Source organism: Alteromonas sp. ABH4_452, from assembly GCF_056311825.1.
Window position 1 is genome coordinate 2,341,695 of the sequence record NZ_CM149973.1, and the last position, 18,519, is coordinate 2,360,213.

Genomic DNA, 18,519 nt, shown 5'->3' on the forward strand with positions numbered 1-18,519 from the left:
TGTATTACCTAAGCAAATTATGAAGAAATATTGATATGGAAATAAGACACCTTTCTGCTCCATTATACATAAGCGGTTTTTCGGTGGTAACGAATAACGAAGCTGAGTTTTCTCAAGACGGAAAAATTCCCGCACTATGGCGACGCTTTGACAACATCATACCTGTGGATTATGTGGGCGGTGAGCGCGTGTATGGGGTGTACTTTAACTATGAAAGTGATCATGCTGGCAATTTTTCAGTGTTAGCAGGCTATGATGGTGAGAAAGAGCCAGAAAATATAGAAGTCGAAAACATCACTATTCCACCGGGGAAGTATCTTGTTTTCACGAAGCAAGGAGAAATGCCGCAAATCGCTATTGATGCATGGACCGATGTTTGGAAATGCTTTACCCAAGAAAACGCGAAGTATGAAAGGACGTTCACGGTAGATTTCGAGCACTATGTAAACGGCAATCACATTGATGTATACATAGCGATAAAGTAATGCTTTTTAGCGGACTTGTAATAATCCGCATGAAATTGAAAGTAGAAAACTAGTTGCTATCGCTAGCGTGCTCTATACTGGAATGTAGATTACGGCGTGAAGTCGTCGATATCCACTTAATTTCAATGATTTTAAATACACGAGGTTTGTGTCTAATTACTAAAGAATCAGTTGATGTTCCTCTTTTAAGGAAAGCAATTGCATAAGCTTACCCAATTACACATAGACATCGCTCGAAATGCCACGGACGATTTCAATTTATTTCACGACCCTATGCGTTGGCAGTGCATTTCGGGTAACCCCTTTCAAGGCACCATAGCGCTGGGGTTTCAACTTGGCCTTTATGTAGAAACTCAAATTAATCAAAGTGCCCCTGCCATCGAGCAAAGACAATATTCAGTTTACGAGTTTACTTTCGTTAACCCAGCGAAAGTGGGAGACGACCTCAATCTAGTATTAAAACGCGCCCGTGTTGCTCAAACGGAAAAGGGTGATCAAGAATCGCAGCGTTTAATTCTAAAAGCCTCGGGCAAAACTTGTTTAATGGGCTTTTATCGTCAGTCCGACTACCAGTCGATTACTTCTTCGTTATTGAAATATAGCAAAGACCAAGTTTCAAAGAAGGCTGACCGAACGCTGTTAGATGAAGGCGTTTTTTTAAAACGAAAGTGGATGATTGTTGGCAACGTTAAAAATTATCTATTAAGCGCTTTCGCTGACCAAGCACAGTATGTAGATGAGTTTGCGAATAAGGTCCATTTCCCCAAATTTTACCCGCTTTCTTTGATGTCATCGGCGATGTTAGAAAGGGCGCAGGCCCTTGATTACGACTTAATACAAAACCCTATGATCTATGTTTCGCAAAACATGTGCATCGACAACCAGCAGTTAGCACAACTTAAAAGCAACGACTGTCTAAATATATTGGTTACGCCTGTTGATACAGATCCCAACCATCTTACCTGCGTGGGGTGGGTGAGTAGTGAATCTCCGCTGTTCTGTGCAGAGGTAAAGCTGATGCCGTTGTCTGATATGCTACAGTCAAATAAGTAACCACTAAGTGCTTTCGTTCAACTAGCCGGGGAGAGGACATGCACGGTAGGATTACCATTAACTTCGCTGTAAACAAAGTCTGTAAGTTTCGTTTTACCGCTTTGCGCACTCTCAAAAAATACCGCTACCCTGTGGCTTCTTATCTCATGCATAATCGCGTCATAGCGCAGGGCTAGCGGGAACAAATCACGCTGTAGTCTTCCGGTATCTAATGAAAATTGCACTTTAACCCGTTTATAGTTTCCTACATACTCATTAAATGCTTCAGTAACTGTAAGGGAGTACAATGAGGGCGATAAGAATGCGTGTTTTGACTGATCATTGACGGGTTTAAGTTGAATATGCTGGCTGAAATACTGATTTAATTGTGACTTCTCTACACTTGTTAAATCGCCGAGATTGGAAGCACGCTCTATGAAGTCTAGTTCTGGCGCTGCAATTATAAACTCTTCTAAAGGAAAGCTTAAAGATAATGCCGCTTTCGGATCTACATCCTTGAATACCAATTCACTGCCCGGTAATGAATGGGCATTTACGGAGCATGTGAGCGCGGTTAAACAGCATAATAAAGCGCGCAAAAATAAGTGAAAGCCCTTCGATGTTTTTGAGGTTATCACTGGTCTTGCACACCATAATCGGTTTGTCTGTCACGCCAAACCGAGTGAGGGTGGTTACCTGGTTTATTTGTAGACTTATTAGATTGCATTGAGAATTCTATCCAAAGAGAAGGACCGTGAACGCGCACATAATCATCCTCAGAGTTCAGCGCTGTCGTACCAGAGAATCCAATAACCGTACTATCAAACTCATTTGCATATTTCTCCATGTACTTAATAGCTTCGGTTTCATTGATATCACCGACATAGGTATAAATGGCTTCTTTTAGCAAAGAGACTTGTTCCTTAGATAAAGAGGACACCGCTAAGCCTTCTTGGATACTGGGTATGGCATCATCGAACTGCGGGCCTGCAATAATGTCTCTGTAAGTCCCTTTTAAGGTCGCTTGTTCTTGCTGTTTGCTGGTGAGTGAGGTGAGCAATTTTGCAAACGCATCGCGTTCTTGCAAAAGCGGTTTATTTTCACGCCCGTTCATTTCGAAAGAAGGGAAGGGCTCAATTCCCCGAAAGGAAGGCGTAGCGCCGATAAGCTTTCCGTTGTTATAAGTATTTGAAAAGGCGAAATGGTGACCGCCGTAATATAGTTCCCAAAGTCCGTCTAATGTGGGCTCACCTAAAAAAGCGAGTTTACCGTTGTAGGACGAATACGCCGCCTTATAGTCGGTGCTAATGGTGCCAATGTAGTCATCGGCATTAAGTGTTTGCACCATCTCGTCAAAACCTTCATCCATGGTTTCACTAGCGGCCTCTTTCAAAATTGCTTTAACAATGCCCCTTTGCTCAATGGAAAGTTCACCCAGAAAGATACCGGGGCGCTCGGGGAAAGCACCGGCTGGTAAATTACTCCAGTTTTTCGCCTCTTCCACAGAATATTCGGTTTGTATGTGTGATAACGCGTCTTCAGATAAGGTTGATTTTAGCAGTGAGGTGAGACATATCAGCGACGTAATATGATCATCATTCTCGCATTCGTCTGTTGAAACAGGAACACTAAGATCACCCATAAGCGTACTTGTATCGCCCATTCGAGCTTTTATGGCTAAGGTCTCAGGCGTGTCGGGGCGCGGAGGCGGTGGACCATCTGGGTGCGGGCCTTTTGGGTGATCTTGAGAAAATGTACAGGGTGATAATGCGAGGCCTATAGCAAGAATACTGATAGAGACTTTGAAGCTGTTAGATACATTCATGGGTAAGTGTTCCTGCTTTGTTCGGGCTGCTTAATTACTTTGATACTTCATTAAAGCATTTCAATCTCTTACTATTTCATTGAGAACAATATGGATCAACGCCGACCACTTTGTAACTCTGACAATGTATCTATCCATATAGCCATAAACGCTGTACTACAAATAATGATAAGTAGTAGCATTGCAGTTTTATCGTCGCTATTTTCATTACTATTTGTGCGCTTTCTGCACATTCTCTGCACAAACCTTCAGTATCTTAAAATCACAAACTAGTAAAAATACGATTGCTGAGGTATTCAGTTATGAAAAAGCCTTTTTCTTTGGCACGTCCATTAATCACAATGGCGATGGTTGGAGCGCTTGTCGCTTGCGGAGGCTCAGACGATGATAGTTTAACCGTCGATGCCGACTCATCTACAGACAGCGGCACAGATTCAGGCAATACTGACAATAGTGGAGCCGATAGTACCGCAGGTAGTTGCGATAATCCGGCAGCAACCTTACCCGCCATTTTCCTAGAATTTAACGCCTCACCAAACGTGACTGCTGTACTTTCCTCAGACGGCTGTACTGTAACCGTTGAAGCGAATGGCAAGCCTAACCACACTTCTTCCTATTGGGATTCAGGAAATGAAAGCGGCCTTTATGTAGCGCCTGAAGACGCAGATTTATTCGATCAACAGCGCTCACCCGGAGATATCGAGGATTATGTTAATTTGTTTCAACTTACGGTACCGGTAAACCCTGAGTTGGCTGACTCTTCTTCTGCAACTCCGTTAGGTGCAATAGGTATTGCCACCAGTGGTGCGCCTATTTTTAATGACTCTGAAGGCAATGGCGATGTTTCACTGGGCGTAATACAAGGTTTTGATAGAAACGGTGCACATACCGGCCCACAAACCTATCATTATCACCTTGAACCTAAAGCCATTACTTATGACGACGATAACTTGGTAGGTATTATGTCAGACGGCTTCTTTATTTACGGTAGACGTTGCTATTCAAGCGCCGACTATCCCACCGATCTCGATACATCAAACGGCCATGTGGGTATTACTCAATTCACCGACCCGTCAAATGAGGAAGGCGAGTACCATTACCATGTCTCAACTGAACAATACCTAAACGGCGATTATTACCTTATTTTTCCAGGTGATTTTCAGGGTACGCCAAACGGAGTGAACTAAACTGCGCTTTTTATGAAGTATTTAATCGCTTTAATCATGGGATTGTCTGTATTAAGCGCGGTTGTGTATTTAAAGCCCTTTATTCATGGGAACGAGATGCAGCCTGCGTCTAATAGCGACATTTCGATAAGTCGCGAAGGTCTTCGTATATTTCAAGGTAAGCCTTTTACTGGAGAAGCTGTCACACGATACCCGAACGGGGCTATTGCAGCTCGTGAGCAGTTTAAAAGCGGCCGACGTCACGGTGAAACGAAGAAATGGTTTAAAAACGGCACACTTGCGTTTAGCGCCACTTTTAACGACGCGAAACGGGAAGGGGGAGCAACTAGCTGGTGGGCTAACGGCAATATACGTTCAAAGCGTTACTTTGAAAAAGGAAAAATTCAAGGGGTTGCTATGGAATGGTATCGCAGTGGCGAAATATTTAAACGCTTTAATTTCAAGTCTGGGCAGCCAAACGGGCTACAGCAAGCGTGGCTAAAAAACGGCAAGCTGTTTAGTAATTTTGAGTACAAAAATGGCCGAATATTCGGCTTAAGAAAAGCAAATAACTGTGTTGGATTAGAAGATGAAGAAATTTCTATTGATTACTATCGCCTGCAATCTGCTGGTCTGTAGCGGTTTTTCCCATGCTGAAAAGCCCGAAGTATTGACCGAAAAGACCAACAGCGCCAATGTTGAGGAGTTGCCATACTACCAAGATGCTTCATTTTCGCCTTATTGGTTATCAGAGGGTGAAATAGACTTAACCTCTTTTCACAAAATTCCAGCCTTTAGCTTTACTGATCAAAGCGGTAACACAATTAGTGACAAGGATCTCGACAACAAAATTTACGTCGCGGGTTTTTTCTTCAGCACATGCCCAGGTATTTGTCCTACAGTGCGTTCGAAACTTATACGAGTACAAGAAACGTTTGAAGGTAATGATGAAGTAAAAATAGTTCAGCACTCAATCAGACCTTCAACAGATACTATCGAAGTACTGCAAGCCTATGCCATTAAAAACAAGATCAATAACGAGCAATGGTACCTACTAACCGGCGATAAAGAAGAGATTTATACTATTGCCAAACAAGCGTATTTCGCTAGTGAAGACCTAGGTAATGTTCAAAAGAACAAAGATTTTCTGCATACAGAAAGCCTGTTACTTATTGACAAAAACAAGCATATTCGAGGAATTTATAATGGCTTAAACGCCGCATCAGTTCAGTACTTGATAAAAGACATCAAGACCTTACAGAACGACAGGTCGTAGTGGGTATGTCAGAGATTATGGGGTTGGCACCGAAACTACCACTATAACAAGTCTTGAAAGATCCCAGATTTTGCAGCTTACCAAAGTTAAGAAAAACTCAAATAAAAAAACCGGCGTAAAAACGCCGGTTTTTGGTTTACGTACTAAATCGTAAATTACATTTTGTACGCTACAGTTACATAGCCAAAGCGACCGATGTTGTCATAGGCAGCATCGGTTGAGCCGGTACCTGTTGTACCTGTAGGTAGCGCGCGGTTAAACAGGTTATCAATACCCACAGTTAGGCTTACGCCATTCTTAAAGTTGTAACCCGCAGTTACATCAGTTACTGCGTATGAAGGCAGTTCCATACGGTTACTTGGGTTAGGGTTACGTGCTAGCTCTTGATTGTCGTAAATGCTTGCGCGCTCAATATAGCGCGTTTTCCAGCTTGCTTCCCAATCGCCACGGCTGTAGTTAACCGTGAATACACCTTGCCAGTCAGACTCACCAGCAGTGCCAGCGTTTTGATAAAATAGCTCTGGGTTGTCTTGGAATGGAAACTCTTTACGATCTTTAAGGTAAGTTGCAATTAGGCTTGTACGGAACGCACCTTCAAGTGCATCAAAGTCATAGCCTAATTCGAAATCTACACCTTTTGCTTCTTGACCCGCAATGTTTAGCGCGTAGCTGCGAATTTGGGTAATTTCGCCTGATTCTGAATCACGGTCGATAAGACCACAGTACGGATTATCGATGCCTGTTTCAGAGTCTACACAACGGTCTAGAATAGTTTGACCATCAATGTTGGTGATGGCGTCTGTAAGTTCAATTTCCCAGTAATCGACTGTCGCAGTAAAGCCTTCAAACCAAGCTGGAGTATAAACTAAACCTAGGGTTTTAGAGATAGACTGTTCTGCTTGAAGGTCGATGTTACCACCGTTTACGCCTTCCAACGTTGCCGCATCATAGTCAGAGTTGAAGTCTGCCGGAACGCCAAGTGCTGCGCAGTTAGCAATACGTTGGTCGGCATTCGCTAGGTTTTCTAGGTTATCTGTACGGCATGGATCGTCAACATTGAAGAACGTCTGGCTGGCTTCACCGTAAAGCTCGCTAATGTTCGGTGCGCGAAGGGCAGATGACTTAGTTGCTCTAACACGTAAGTCTTCAAAAACCTGCCAATCTAAACCAAGCTTCCAGCTTTTCGCGTTGCCAATAGATGAGTAATTAGCAATGCGCGCCGCTGTGTCGAACGTAAGCATATCTACGCCTGGTAAACCTTCAAGAAGCGGGATAGTAACTTCAGTAAATACCTCAGAGACGTCGTATTCGCCCTTGTCTTCGCCTAGCGCATTGAAGAAGGTGCCTGCAGCGTTGTCTGGCTCATCAATTTCACTTTTTTCTTTGCGGTATTCAACACCTGCTGCGAAACCTACGTAGCCTGCTGGCAGCTCGTAGATACCTGAATTTGCGATTGTTGCACCTGCGTTGTACTGCTCAATTTTGCTAGTACCTACAGACGTGGTATTTACATAGTCGATAGCTGCTTGTGAGGCTTGACCGTATCCCATAATATTTAGAGGTACACAGCCATCTTGGCTACCTGATGCACAAACAATGTTACCATTGTCATCTTCGACGGCATCTATTGCGTTGTAGAAGTTTTGCAAAATCAGGTTATTGCGGTTTTCACGCTCCAGCTCTGTTTTACCGTAGTTTACAAACGCTTCGTAGTTCCATTCATCATTGATATAGCCTTCTACACCTAACACGTAGCGATAGGTTTCACGCTCATCAGCTTCCGTACGAACACCTAAATCGGTCATCATGCGGTTTAGTACAATGCTATCAAGACCGTTTGCGTCCATGTACTCAGCAACACTGTCATCCAAGAATGCATTGTTGCGCGTTATAGTTGTTTCGTCGCTGTAGAAAAAGAACGCTGGTTGCGCCATAGAAATAGCACGTGTGCGTGCGTATTTAGCTTGCGCATATACCGTAGTGTCGTCATTAAGTTCGTAGTTACCTTTAACGTTTAGGTTAGTACGGTCAAATTCTGGCTGTAGCTGTGTGAACTGGCGAAGGTTGAAAGAGTCACAGTTTGCGCAGAAAACACCATCTACTTGGTCGCCAATGTAAATGTCTTTAATTGAACCGTCGGCGTTGAAGGTTTTAGTGCCATCGCCGAATACACCCGCATTGTTTATTACGTAGTAACCCGCGTTAGCGGTGTAAATATCATCCGGGTAGGCCGTTGAATCTAATTGATCTTCACTGCGCTTGTAACCCATGATGCTTTCAAAGCTCATGTTGCGATAGGGTGTAGCAGTCCAAGGGTTGTCTAAAGCATCTAGTGACTCTTGAGAGCTGTATTCAGCGGCAAAAGCAATATTGCCGCGATCGTTGTCAAAGTTAAAACCATAAGACGCTTGGTACTTATCATTTTTATAGCCATTTTCCTGCGCAAAGCCTTGTGTTGCGCTGATATCAAACCCTTCAATATTCTTTTTAAGAATGAAGTTAACTACACCGGTCACAGCGTCGGCACCGTATACGGCAGATGCACCGCCGGTTACGATTTCTACGCGCTCAATCCATGACGTTGGAATAGTGTTGGTATCGACAGCAGCAGTACCCGCTGATGAAGACACGTGGCGCTTACCGTTAACCAAAACAAGCGTGCGGTCGGTGCCCATACCGCGAAGGTCTAGAATGTTTAAACCCGCAGTACCGATGAATTGACTTGAGTTACCTAGCGAGAACGTATTCGCCAATGAAGGCAGTTCGTTAAGCACCTCTCCAATGTTCATCGCGCCAGAGTTAAGTAGTGACTCGCCAGAAATAGCGGTAACAGGCGAAGGTGCGATTGCGCCCTGACGAGAAATACGTGAACCTGTAACTTGAATTTTTTCAACATCAGCGCTAGCTGTCGTTGAATCTTGCGCTATTACGTTGCCAGATGTCAGAGCGACACTACCAGCCAATGCTAACCGAACAGCAGTTGCAATGTTTTTCATGGATTGTTCCTAATGAATTAGAATGTATATGCTTGTTGTTAAATAAGGCCCAAAATTGTAGGCAAGCCTTACCATGTCGATTTGTATTCGGATTTATACTTATGTCTAAGAGGGCGCGCATTCTAATTAGCAGGAACAAGCGAAATCAATTTTTTTCGATGAAACAACGCACTCCCTTTAGGTGGTTAACATTTAATTAATTTCTGATTAAATAGTAGGGTTTCGCTATGTATTGCGGGTATTGTTTTAAACGTGAGCAGATCTAGTTTCTTTCATAACCAATTGTTCAAATTGTGGTGTGAATGAGCGCTTATTAACCTAATTTCACCTTGAGCTCATTCCTATAAAAATACAGATATTGCAACCGAAATTTGGGGGATCTGGTTTGGCAGGTCAACTATTGGTCATATGAAAATTAGTTTTGCATTTCAGCGTAATAATTTGTGCTTTTATCGACGCGCTGAGAGTGTTAATTAAATTGTTGCGAATAGGTTAATTATGGGCGGCTTCTTCTTAATTTTGATCACTCACTACCACCCTAATTACACGCGAGGGAAATGTGTTGCTCACCGTCGTGCTATTAATTGCAAACTAAATATTAACTCGGTTTTTGCCCGAGTTTTTCGATTGGTAAAGTGCTTTATCTGCGTTTTCAAACAAAGCTTCAAAGTCGTAAGCGACCTTAGGAGCGCTCGCTACGCCAAAGCTTGCTGTAAGTTTGAAGTGTTGTGAACTTAATTGGTTCGTGAGTTCTATTTGTTTCCGGCAGCGCTGGGCAACTGTCATAGCTTGTTCTAAATCACAGTTAGGTAAAATAATGCCAAATTCTTCACCACCCAAGCGCCCGATGTAGTCATCTGGCCTGCAACCTTTTAATGCAGCAGTAACCGCACTCTGAAGCGCTTGATCGCCTACTTGGTGTCCATAGGTGTCGTTTATTTTTTTAAAATCATCTAAGTCAAAAATAATTAGACTAACAGGCCTTGCATGCTGATCAGCATAATTTATAAGCTCAGCTGATATTTTCGTAAAGTATGTGCGGTTGGCTATACCCGTAAGTCCATCTCTTTGCGAGATTTTTTTTAGTGCAATGTAATGGCTTCGTTTTTTGTACAGCCAAAAAGCTATTACTAAAAACGCCATAAATAGCACAAGATAAATAAGCCTGCGTATATTGCTTTCCTCCTGCGCTAGCTGTGCCTTGGCTTTTAACAGGGAGTTTTCCGCATCGAGTAGAGTAATTTTGTTCGATTTTATTAAACTATCTTGTTGTGCTTTATGAATGCTTAACATTTTATTGCTCATACTAGATAAATTAAGCGATCGCGCTTTTGCATAGTCTTTATGTAACTGCAGCGCCTTTTCATAATTTTTCTGTTTTTCTGCGATTTGATATAAGACTTCATAAGCATCTATGTCAGAGATGACTGCATAACCCGTATCTTCTTCCTCGCCTAGTACTTTGTAAGCGTATTCTTGTGCTTTCTCATACTCTTCGCGTAAAAAATAGATTTTGCTTAATAATGCGTAATACTCTTCTAACAATGGTGGATATTTAGTACTTTCAACTTCGTTTAGATGCGAATTTAACACCGCTAATGAAGCTTCAATTTCGTTTTTGTTGTACAGATAAGTAGCGTAGTGTGTGTAAATAGCAATAAGCGCTATCTTTTCTTCTGCATTTTCACAGTAGTTTAGCGCCTTAGTAAAACTGTCTTCAGAGAGTGAATCATTCTGTGTAGAGACTAAAGCAACGATAAGCTGCATGTGTAAAAAGCATGTGAATCGGGGAGAGTGTTGCCCGTTAATCAACGAGTTTCCATAACTAATCACCGTTTCTTTCTCGTCAATAGAGTTGTAAAAGTTGATTATCGCATTGTGGGCTTGTTCCTTAACTAAGGGATCAGTGACCTTGTCTAAATTCTCAGTTAAAAAATCCATAGCAGAGAATGCCTCAGCCCAATTTTGGGTTGCAGCATTGAGCGCAGCAAGCGCTGCGTATGATTGAAACTGATAGCGAAACGAATAATCACCGTTTGCAATGTGTTGATACGCTTCTGAGGCACCCAATAGGTCTCCAGCTACAAGCTCCATATAAGCTGCAGTAAAATCATAAAGCTCCTTATCATCTTCGCTTAAGCTTGATTTATCTAAGCTTTGAAACAGCTCTTTCGATTTCTGAGGGTTTGAACTTCGTATCTCATAGGCTTCTTCTAAAATGCTATTACCACTCTCAGCTGCAAACGAAAGAGAAGAGGAAATTGAAAAAAGTACTGTTAAGATGCTAAAGGTTACTAATTTAACTTGGCTTTTTATTAATAGTTTTAACGTCATTATCGCTTTGAACAGTGGAGTTAGCTACAACATGTAATCTGCAACTCCCTTTCTGTCAAAATTGACGTTACATAAATGCGTCTTCTGATATCGGGAGCGAGGCTATTGTTTTAGTTTAGACAAAAAATGAATAAATGCTTCTGATGCCTAATAAAAATTATATAAACGTTAACCGATTAGACATTGGTCTGCAAAAAAACGGGGGAGCAGTGTTTAGCTAGCTTATGAAAGTAAAGGGGAGCAAGTTTGCCTTTTTACAAACTTGCTTTAAAGATATGAAGGAAATTAATAAAACTAGCGTTAAGCAGAGCGCTTAAGGGTTAATTCTCGTCTTACTATCGCAGCACCAGCGCTAAGGGCTTCAAGTTTCCCTCTGGCAACATCTCGTGAAAGGGGAGCCATGCCACAATTAGTACAAGGGTAGAGCTTATCTGCGTCTACGTACTTCAATGCTTCGCGCAAAGTAGCGGCGACTTCTTCTGGCGTTTCTATGGTATCAGTGGCAACATCAATGGCACCTACCATCACTTTCTTTCCTTTTAGCAAGGAAATGAGTTCAATGGGTACGTGGGAGTTGTGGCATTCCAATGACACCATATCGATGTTCGACTTCGCTAGCTTAGGGAAGCTTTCTTCATATTGACGCCATTCTGAGCCTAGCGTTTTCTTCCAGTCGGTATTTGCTTTAATGCCGTAACCGTAGCAAATGTGTACCGCAGTTTCACATTTTAGCCCTTCAATAGCGCGCTCTAGCGCAGCAATTCCCCATTCGTTCACTTCATCAAAGAATACGTTAAACGAGGGTTCGTCGAACTGAATAATATCAACGCCAGCAGCCTCTAGTTCTTTCGCTTCTTGGTTTAGAATCTTGGCGAATTCCCACGCGAGCTTTTCGCGGCTTTTATAGTGATCATCATACAGGGTATCAACCATAGTCATTGGACCTGGTAACGCCCACTTAATAGGTTGATCAGTTTGGCTTCGTAAAAACGTGGCATCTTCAACGAATACCGATTTTGGTCGTTTAACTGCTTGCGTTACAACAGGAACGCTTGCGTCGTAACGATTGCGAATACGCACAGTTTTACGATTCTCAAAATCAACACCGTCGAGGTGTTCAATAAACGTGGTTACAAAGTGTTGTCGGGTTTGCTCCCCGTCACAAACAATATCGATGCCAGATGCAGCTTGCTCTTGAAGTGTAACGCGCAGCGCATCTTTTTTACCTTCTTCTAAGGCATTATCTTTTAGTTTCCATGGCGACCATAACGTTTCAGGCTCAGCAAGCCATGAAGGTTTTGGAAGACTGCCAGCAATAGAGGTGGGGAGTAATTTTTTCATGTGATTCGTATTCTTTAAGTCAGTATTTATTGTGAATGCCTGTGGGGCAGGCCGTAGCGCCCCACTAAAATTTAAAGACTCACCTTAGCGAGCCGATGATTGCAATTGGCAACGAGCAAGTTACCAATAACCAGTATCAGAGGATTTATCTAGCGTAACTTGCTGTAAATTGCTGTAGCTTATGTTGATAAGGCTTAATAAAGTTCTCTTCCACGAACTTGCCTTGCTCTACGGCGAGGTGACTGCGTTCGTCGCGGTCGTACACAATGCGTGTTAACGAGTGATCGCTATTTTTCAAATTTGGTTTGTAGCTTAAACCTGCTTGCGCGTTAGCGTTATAAATTTCAGGACGATAGATTTTCTGAAACGTTTCCATCGTTGCGATAGTGCTTATAAGCTCTAAGTTTGTGTAGTCGTTTAGTAAGTCGCCAAAGAAGTAAAAGGCGAAGGGGGCGGCACTGTTAGGCGGCATAAAATAGCGAACGTTTAAGCCCATCTTTTTGAAATACTGCTCGGTCAACGAGGACTCGTTAGGTTGATATTCAACGCCTAAGACAGGGTGTTGGTTTTCCGTTCTGCGATAGATTTTGTTGTCAGAAACACTTAAGCAAATAACAGGGAGTTTTGAAAAGTGCGCTTTATAGGTTTCAGAGTTAACGAAATACTGAAACAGTTTACCGTGTAAATCGCCAAAATCGTTAGGAACGCTGAATGACGATTGGCCACGATTATGATTAGAAAGACGAACGCTAAAATCATAATCTCGAACATAAGACGAGAAGTTATTGCCCACAATACCTTGGGTGCGCTTCCCCGTTTTTTTATCGATAATGTTAGTTTGCAAAATCTCAATCGTAGGGAAGGTTTTGCCGTTACCCTCTACATCAATATCTACCGATACTATTTCTAGTTCAACAGCATACCGTTCGCCACGCTCATTGTCCCAGCTAGCCAACGCGTTAAACCGATTGTTAATCATGCTCAACGCATCGCGTAAGTTTTCTTTTCGGCGCTCGCCTCGCGCTAAATTAGCAAAATTAGTGGTAATGCGCGTGTTGTCTGAAGGGCGATAATCTTCATTAAACTGAACGCTGTTAATGGTAAAAGAGAAATTTGTATCCACGTTATTGTTCATGAGAATGCGCTTCTATTCCTAAGATTAAAACGAGTAATGTAAATGCTGTAAAAAGCTATGGATAAATTTATACGCGGTTTTATCTATGAATAAAAATGACTTAATTTCATTTTTATATGAAATTATCTCATGCTATGTTCGGAAGAGAGGAGTTACGTGGTTTTATCCTCCCAACGCCTAGCACTAATCATAATTAGGTCACAGACCGGATCTTTCAGTTGTGAATATAAGTCTCTATCGTTAGGAATTCGAGAGGCGAGGGTTTGCTTGAAGAACGCGTAAGACTTTGCGGTATCGTCATCAATTCTAAGATAATCTCTGAATAGAAGAGCATACTTAAAGTTTTTTGCGCCTACTTTTCGTATATGAATATTCGCTTTAAACGACCATTGGTCTGTGACCCCTTGCAGGTAAATTTTACGCCAGTCCGCAAGGCATGATTCGTCAGGCGGTAAATGATCTTGACTCATGTGAGCGTTAGGCAAGTTTAATTGACTTATTCGCTGGTTTATCGTGTCGCAAATAGCAGGAGATATTTCACTAACCCCAATTTGAATATCGATACGATCTTTCGCTGGCATGTTATGAATAGAAGTAGAGCCAATATGGTCAATACAAACGCAAATATCGCCTAGCGCAGTTAATAAACAGCGCTTAGCAATTTCAAACTGCTCAAGCCACACTTTTTTATAAGGCACAATTTCAACTTTATCTCGCTCTTGGTGTTTCATAGTGCAACCTTTCTGCGTTAATTAACAAACTCGGCGCGTTTTTCATTCAAGAAGAAAAAGGTAGCAACTTAAACCATTTCGCTAGTATCAATAACGGCTTTAATGCAAAAAAAACGCACTGGGTTAACAAATACTTACATTGAATAAATTAGATGCCTTGACTTACTTAATTTACAACTTAATACTTGAAACCAGTCATTTAATACTAGAAGTTATTAAGTCTAGTTTTTTTATTTTTGTCTGATAGGACCGCAAGGAGGCACCCAGTGAATCTCATCAAACGTATCAATTTTGTTTCGCCCTCGCGCTTTTCATTACTTTTAGCTTCTGGGTTATTTATTAGCTGTATGGCTAATGCAACACCACAAACTAGCGACAAAGAAGAGTTCGTTGAACCCAAAGATATAGAAGTCGTTGAAGTAAAAGGTAAAGTTAATAAAAATAGTGGTTTTTTCCTACGTAAAATCCAGCGAACGGAGCTAGATTTTTACAGACGATTTAACGCATTAGCGGACAACAAAAAGTTCAAAGTAAGATGTAGAAAAGAATCATCCGTAAACAGCCGAATTAAAAAGACTGTCTGCTATCCCCAGTATGCGCTTGATCGGATGTACAAGGAAACTCAGCAGGCACTTAGGCAAAACATGCCTAGACCGACGATGAAAGATATCGAAGACTTAACAGTTAGCGACAGAGAAGAGTCTTTTGCCTATATGGAAACAGTCATTAAGAAAGATCCTGAACTAACTAAGTTATTAATAAATATGCGCAAAGCCCAACTTGAATACGAAGAGTGGAAGTCGCAATAGTTGCGCAATTGTATCGTTCTTTTAATTGTATCTGCTGGATTTTGTGCCACAGATACTTTCGCTGTGCCCCGAAAGTTCGGCCAATCCCTCGGACTTTTAATTAGGGTTCAATAATAACTGTGCGCTGACACTTAATAATGGCCGTATATGCGTTCCTTTAACGCTGCGTTGTAACGGCCAAAGCCCCCTCAGTGATTACGCAGCGCATCAATTAACTCGTCTTTACTCATGTTTGAACGTCCATCAATGCCCACTTCTTTGGCTTTTTGATAGAGCTCATCTTTAGTGCGATCTTCGTACTTATTTGCTTTGCCGCCGTCTTTTGACGGAGTTTGTTTACTATTGGCTTGTGCATTGGCAATGCGCGCTGACTTTTCTTTGCTATAGCCTTCCTCGCGAAGGGCTTCATAGGTATCGTCGTTCTTAATTTGGTTACCGTGGTCCTTAGCCATTTTAAAACTCCTGTTGTGAATGGTGAGAGAAGCTGTGGTGTTTATAGTATTTCATACTTGGTATTCGCCTAGATGGTTTAGGTTAGGTGAGCGACTTGGTGATTCAATCCAAAGAACAATGGGTTTAGTCAGTAATAGTATTGCTGCTAATACGAGGAAAAATGTCATTCATCGCAAACGCCTAAATGGGTAAAAAGGCGCTGCACCGCAATGTAACCCATTAACACATTAAAACTACTTACATTGTCAGTTTTAGTGCGTTTCGTGCACGGGAAAAGTGCAATTGTGTCAATGGTTTAGCGCCTTTAGGCTATTGCGCGTTTAAAGCTGAGCCTTTAGTCTAAAGACATTGTAGATGGAAGGCTGAGCGAAATATGAATAAAAACGTACAACAAACCACGATAAATTCTTCACGTCGTAATTGGTTAAAATCGGTAGGTTTAGGGGCTGGTGCGGTGGCACTAACCACGAGTGTCGACAGTATAATGGGCGACCTGCATGCGGCGGGAATGCCCACTGAACATTTTCCGTCGGCTACACCTAACGTGAACGATGGTCTTATTCGCTTATCGTCAAATGAGAACGCCTTTGGACCTTCGAAAAAGGCCGCTAAGGCAATGCAAAGCGAGCTTTTAAACCTTGCACGCTATACCGATGCTACGGTTGAAGTTTTAGCGCAAAAAATTGCTAAGCAAGAGGGCGTTTCTGCCGATCAAATCGTTATCACAAACGGCTCTTCACCTATTCTTTTCGGCTATGCCGACTGGATCACGAAAAATGGTAATAAGCTAGTAACGTCTATGGCAACCTATGAAGGTGTGCCGAGAGGCGCTGAGTTCATGGGGGCAGAGGTGACTTACGTTCCACTTGCTGCAGACATGACTTTCGACCTAGATGCCATTGAAGCAGCAGTAACTGAAGATACAACCGCCGTTTATGTATGTAATCCAAACAATCCAACCGGCAGCATGGTAGATGCGGCCAAACTGACCGCTTTTGCGAAACGTGTGTCGAAAAAAGCACAGGTATTTATTGATGAAGCTTACATTGAAATGTCTGACGCTTACCCGGCCAACGTTCAGTCGAAGCTTATTTCAGAAGGGCACAATGTAGTAATTTGCCGGACATTTTCTAAAATTCACGCCATGGCAGGCCAGCGTTTAGGTTACGCCATTATGCCAGCTGAGCAAGCTAAAACCCTGGGCGGAATGTTGCGCATGGGTGGCGTAAACTACTTGGCACTTGTTGCGGGTATGGCTAGCATGGATGACCACGCGAACCTAAACACCATGCGCTCACGGATTAAGACTGAACGTGACAAGTTAGTAAAAGTCGCCAAAGAATTAAAGCAGCCCTATGCACCGAATCCACAAGGGAATTTCATTTACATGGATACGGGTATGCCGCACGACAAGTTTGCGCAGAAGATGAGAGCTCAGGGTATAAAGGTAGTAGGGCGTACCTGGCCCGGTTACGATTCATGGTCGCGAATAAGTGTGGGTACGCCAGCAGAGACCGATGCCTGCGTTAAAGCATTAAAAGCAGTACTTGCTTAGAAAAAACAATAATAACACCTAGCGAAGAAAGAAAAGGCTGAACACTAGTTGCGTTCAGCCTTTTTTATATTCGTTGTGCGAAAATGCACGCTAGTTTTTTATAGGTTAGACTAAGTTTAAACTTTACTTTAGTCCTTGCTTTAGCTCTTACTCAAGCCTCTATTTTTGGCCTTATTTCAGCCCTTATTTCAGCCTTTATTTTTCGATAGCAAACGTTAAGCCTGCTTTTTCTTCTAGGCGACTAATTAACTTATCGCCTAAGGCTGCTGCTGGTGTGAAAAAGCCGCCAGATAGGTTTACGTCTTTACACAGGCAAAGCGCCGATTCTGAAATCATCTTGCTAGTAGAACCATAGCCAGGATCTTTATCACCTTTAACCGAAACGGCTAGCATGTCGCCATTGGTGGCGGTACCTACAAACATTACATCGTAAAAACCGTTCTCACGCTCTTCTTTACTTGGGCCTTCTCCAGGTTTAGGGCCATCATCGCTAGCTAGCGACTTATCTTTAGCGACGTGGTTTGCCATGGCTTCACCTTTCTCGCCAGGGCCGGTCATCATCATTTCATCGTACTGAAAGTTCTTACCGTAAGCGTAGCCTGCTAGGTAGTTAGAGCGGTGAACGTTCTTGGTATTGATAGCCGCCATGATAAATGGCGCTACCCACGTACCTAACTGTTCGTCAAAATAAGGTTTGTTGCCATCTGGCTGTTGTTGATTAGTCGAGCCATCTGTCAACGAGAGCGGGTTAATAAGCGCTGCCATTACTGCCTTGTCTTTGTGCGCTGCAGCCATGGTTGCTTTTAGGCTAGCAGCTGTACCACCAGAGAAGGTGCCCTGCATTTTGCGAACGCGACCTTTTACATATTCGATTACTTCGCCGGTTTGTTTCTTCGCATGTTCTTGTAAATAGTGAACACCTAAATCGAAGGGCACAGAATCGAAGCCGCAAGAGAACACAATGTTTGCACCTGTTTCCTTAGCTTTTGCTTCGTACTTGTGGATCATTTGGTGCATCCACGCTGGTTCACCACATAAATCTGTATAGCCTGTACCATTATCAACACATGCAGAAAGTAACTTTTCGCCGTAAATTTGATATGGTCCTACGGTAGTCAGTACAACGGCTGTGCGCTTTGTCATTGCGTCAAGTGCGTCGGCATCATCACCGTCGGCAACAATACTAGCAACGCTATCGCTAATGCCTAGTTCCTGTTTTACATCATTAAGTTTAGCTTCGTTACGACCTGCCACTGCCCATTTAACATTGCTGTCACTGCCATACTGCGCCTGAAAATACTCAGCCACTAGTTTGCCCGTAAAACCTGTAGCACCGAAGATAACTACATCAAATTCGCGTTCGTTACTCATTGTTTTGTCC

General features: G+C 42.6%; 16 protein-coding genes. 7 read left to right on the top strand and 9 right to left on the bottom strand.

The genetic code is table 11. The annotated features are described in order from the left end of the window. Positions 1 to 35: 35 nt before the first annotated feature. A complete protein-coding gene (locus tag ACYX4N_RS09955) occupies positions 36 to 485 on the top strand; it encodes a GyrI-like domain-containing protein (RefSeq protein WP_476053907.1) in 450 nt (149 codons plus the stop codon). A 198-nt stretch (positions 486 to 683) separates the two neighbouring features. Then, positions 684 to 1,538, top strand: coding sequence for a hypothetical protein (locus ACYX4N_RS09960; protein WP_476053908.1), 855 nt, complete (start codon positions 684 to 686; stop codon positions 1,536 to 1,538). Between the two features lie 17 nt (positions 1,539 to 1,555). Here the strand turns inward: ACYX4N_RS09960 and ACYX4N_RS09965 are convergent, their stop codons facing one another. Further along, on the bottom strand, positions 1,556 to 2,044 hold the full coding sequence (locus ACYX4N_RS09965; protein ID WP_476053910.1) for a hypothetical protein: 489 nt from the start codon (positions 2,042 to 2,044) through the stop codon (positions 1,556 to 1,558). 107 nt (positions 2,045 to 2,151) lie between these two features. Continuing rightward, positions 2,152 to 3,342 carry a DUF3500 domain-containing protein gene (locus ACYX4N_RS09970; protein WP_476053911.1) on the bottom strand — a complete coding sequence of 397 codons (1,191 nt, stop codon included), beginning with the start codon at positions 3,340 to 3,342 and terminating at the stop codon, positions 2,152 to 2,154. A gap of 302 nt (positions 3,343 to 3,644) precedes the next feature. On the opposite strand from ACYX4N_RS09970, the gene ACYX4N_RS09975 reads away from it, so the two are divergent. The 3 genes from ACYX4N_RS09975 to ACYX4N_RS09985 are packed head-to-tail and all read left to right on the top strand — an operon-like array spanning position 3,645 to position 5,784. Further along, the gene (locus ACYX4N_RS09975) at positions 3,645 to 4,529 is read left to right on the top strand and encodes a YHYH protein (protein WP_476053913.1); all 885 of its coding nucleotides are present in this window, start codon (positions 3,645 to 3,647) and stop codon (positions 4,527 to 4,529) included. Positions 4,530 to 4,541: 12 nt separating this feature from the next. Next, positions 4,542 to 5,147 (top strand): toxin-antitoxin system YwqK family antitoxin, encoded by a 606-nt coding sequence (locus tag ACYX4N_RS09980; RefSeq protein WP_476053914.1) that lies wholly within the window; start codon positions 4,542 to 4,544, stop codon positions 5,145 to 5,147. After that, the gene (locus ACYX4N_RS09985; protein ID WP_476053915.1) at positions 5,098 to 5,784 is read left to right on the top strand and encodes an SCO family protein; all 687 of its coding nucleotides are present in this window, start codon (positions 5,098 to 5,100) and stop codon (positions 5,782 to 5,784) included. Before ACYX4N_RS09980 ends, ACYX4N_RS09985 begins: the two co-directional genes overlap by 50 nt. 155 nt (positions 5,785 to 5,939) lie before the next feature. Here ACYX4N_RS09985 and ACYX4N_RS09990 read toward each other — a convergent pair whose 3' ends face one another. From ACYX4N_RS09990 to ACYX4N_RS10010, 5 genes are all read right to left on the bottom strand, one after another. Next, positions 5,940 to 8,780 carry a TonB-dependent receptor domain-containing protein gene (locus ACYX4N_RS09990; protein ID WP_476053916.1) on the bottom strand — a complete coding sequence of 947 codons (2,841 nt, stop codon included), beginning with the start codon at positions 8,778 to 8,780 and terminating at the stop codon, positions 5,940 to 5,942. Positions 8,781 to 9,371: 591 nt separating this feature from the next. After that, a complete protein-coding gene (locus ACYX4N_RS09995; protein WP_476053917.1) occupies positions 9,372 to 11,114 on the bottom strand; it encodes a GGDEF domain-containing protein in 1,743 nt (580 codons plus the stop codon). A 300-nt stretch (positions 11,115 to 11,414) separates the two neighbouring features. Continuing rightward, positions 11,415 to 12,455 (bottom strand): methionine synthase, encoded by a 1,041-nt coding sequence (locus ACYX4N_RS10000; RefSeq protein ID WP_474856934.1) that lies wholly within the window; start codon positions 12,453 to 12,455, stop codon positions 11,415 to 11,417. 145 nt (positions 12,456 to 12,600) lie between these two features. Further along, complete coding sequence (locus ACYX4N_RS10005; RefSeq protein WP_476053918.1) at positions 12,601 to 13,590, bottom strand: DUF1852 domain-containing protein; 990 nt, start codon at positions 13,588 to 13,590, stop codon at positions 12,601 to 12,603. A 152-nt stretch (positions 13,591 to 13,742) separates the two neighbouring features. Next, a complete protein-coding gene (locus ACYX4N_RS10010) occupies positions 13,743 to 14,321 on the bottom strand; it encodes a GrpB family protein (RefSeq protein ID WP_474806298.1) in 579 nt (192 codons plus the stop codon). A gap of 266 nt (positions 14,322 to 14,587) precedes the next feature. Between ACYX4N_RS10010 and ACYX4N_RS10015 the strand changes: the two genes are divergently transcribed. Beyond that, a complete protein-coding gene (locus ACYX4N_RS10015) occupies positions 14,588 to 15,130 on the top strand; it encodes a hypothetical protein (protein WP_474806300.1) in 543 nt (180 codons plus the stop codon). A gap of 188 nt (positions 15,131 to 15,318) precedes the next feature. On the opposite strand, the gene ACYX4N_RS10020 is transcribed toward ACYX4N_RS10015, so the two are convergent. Then, entirely contained in the window at positions 15,319 to 15,582 is a 264-nt protein-coding gene (locus tag ACYX4N_RS10020) for a DUF7218 family protein (RefSeq protein ID WP_474806302.1), read from the bottom strand. A gap of 374 nt (positions 15,583 to 15,956) precedes the next feature. On the opposite strand from ACYX4N_RS10020, the gene ACYX4N_RS10025 reads away from it, so the two are divergent. Next, positions 15,957 to 17,138, top strand: a complete 1,182-nt coding sequence (locus ACYX4N_RS10025) for a pyridoxal phosphate-dependent aminotransferase (protein ID WP_476053919.1) — start codon at positions 15,957 to 15,959, stop codon at positions 17,136 to 17,138. 195 nt (positions 17,139 to 17,333) lie between these two features. Here ACYX4N_RS10025 and ACYX4N_RS10030 read toward each other — a convergent pair whose 3' ends face one another. After that, positions 17,334 to 18,509, bottom strand: coding sequence for a saccharopine dehydrogenase family protein (locus ACYX4N_RS10030; protein WP_476053920.1), 1,176 nt, complete (start codon positions 18,507 to 18,509; stop codon positions 17,334 to 17,336). Between the last annotated feature and the right edge of the window lie 10 nt (positions 18,510 to 18,519).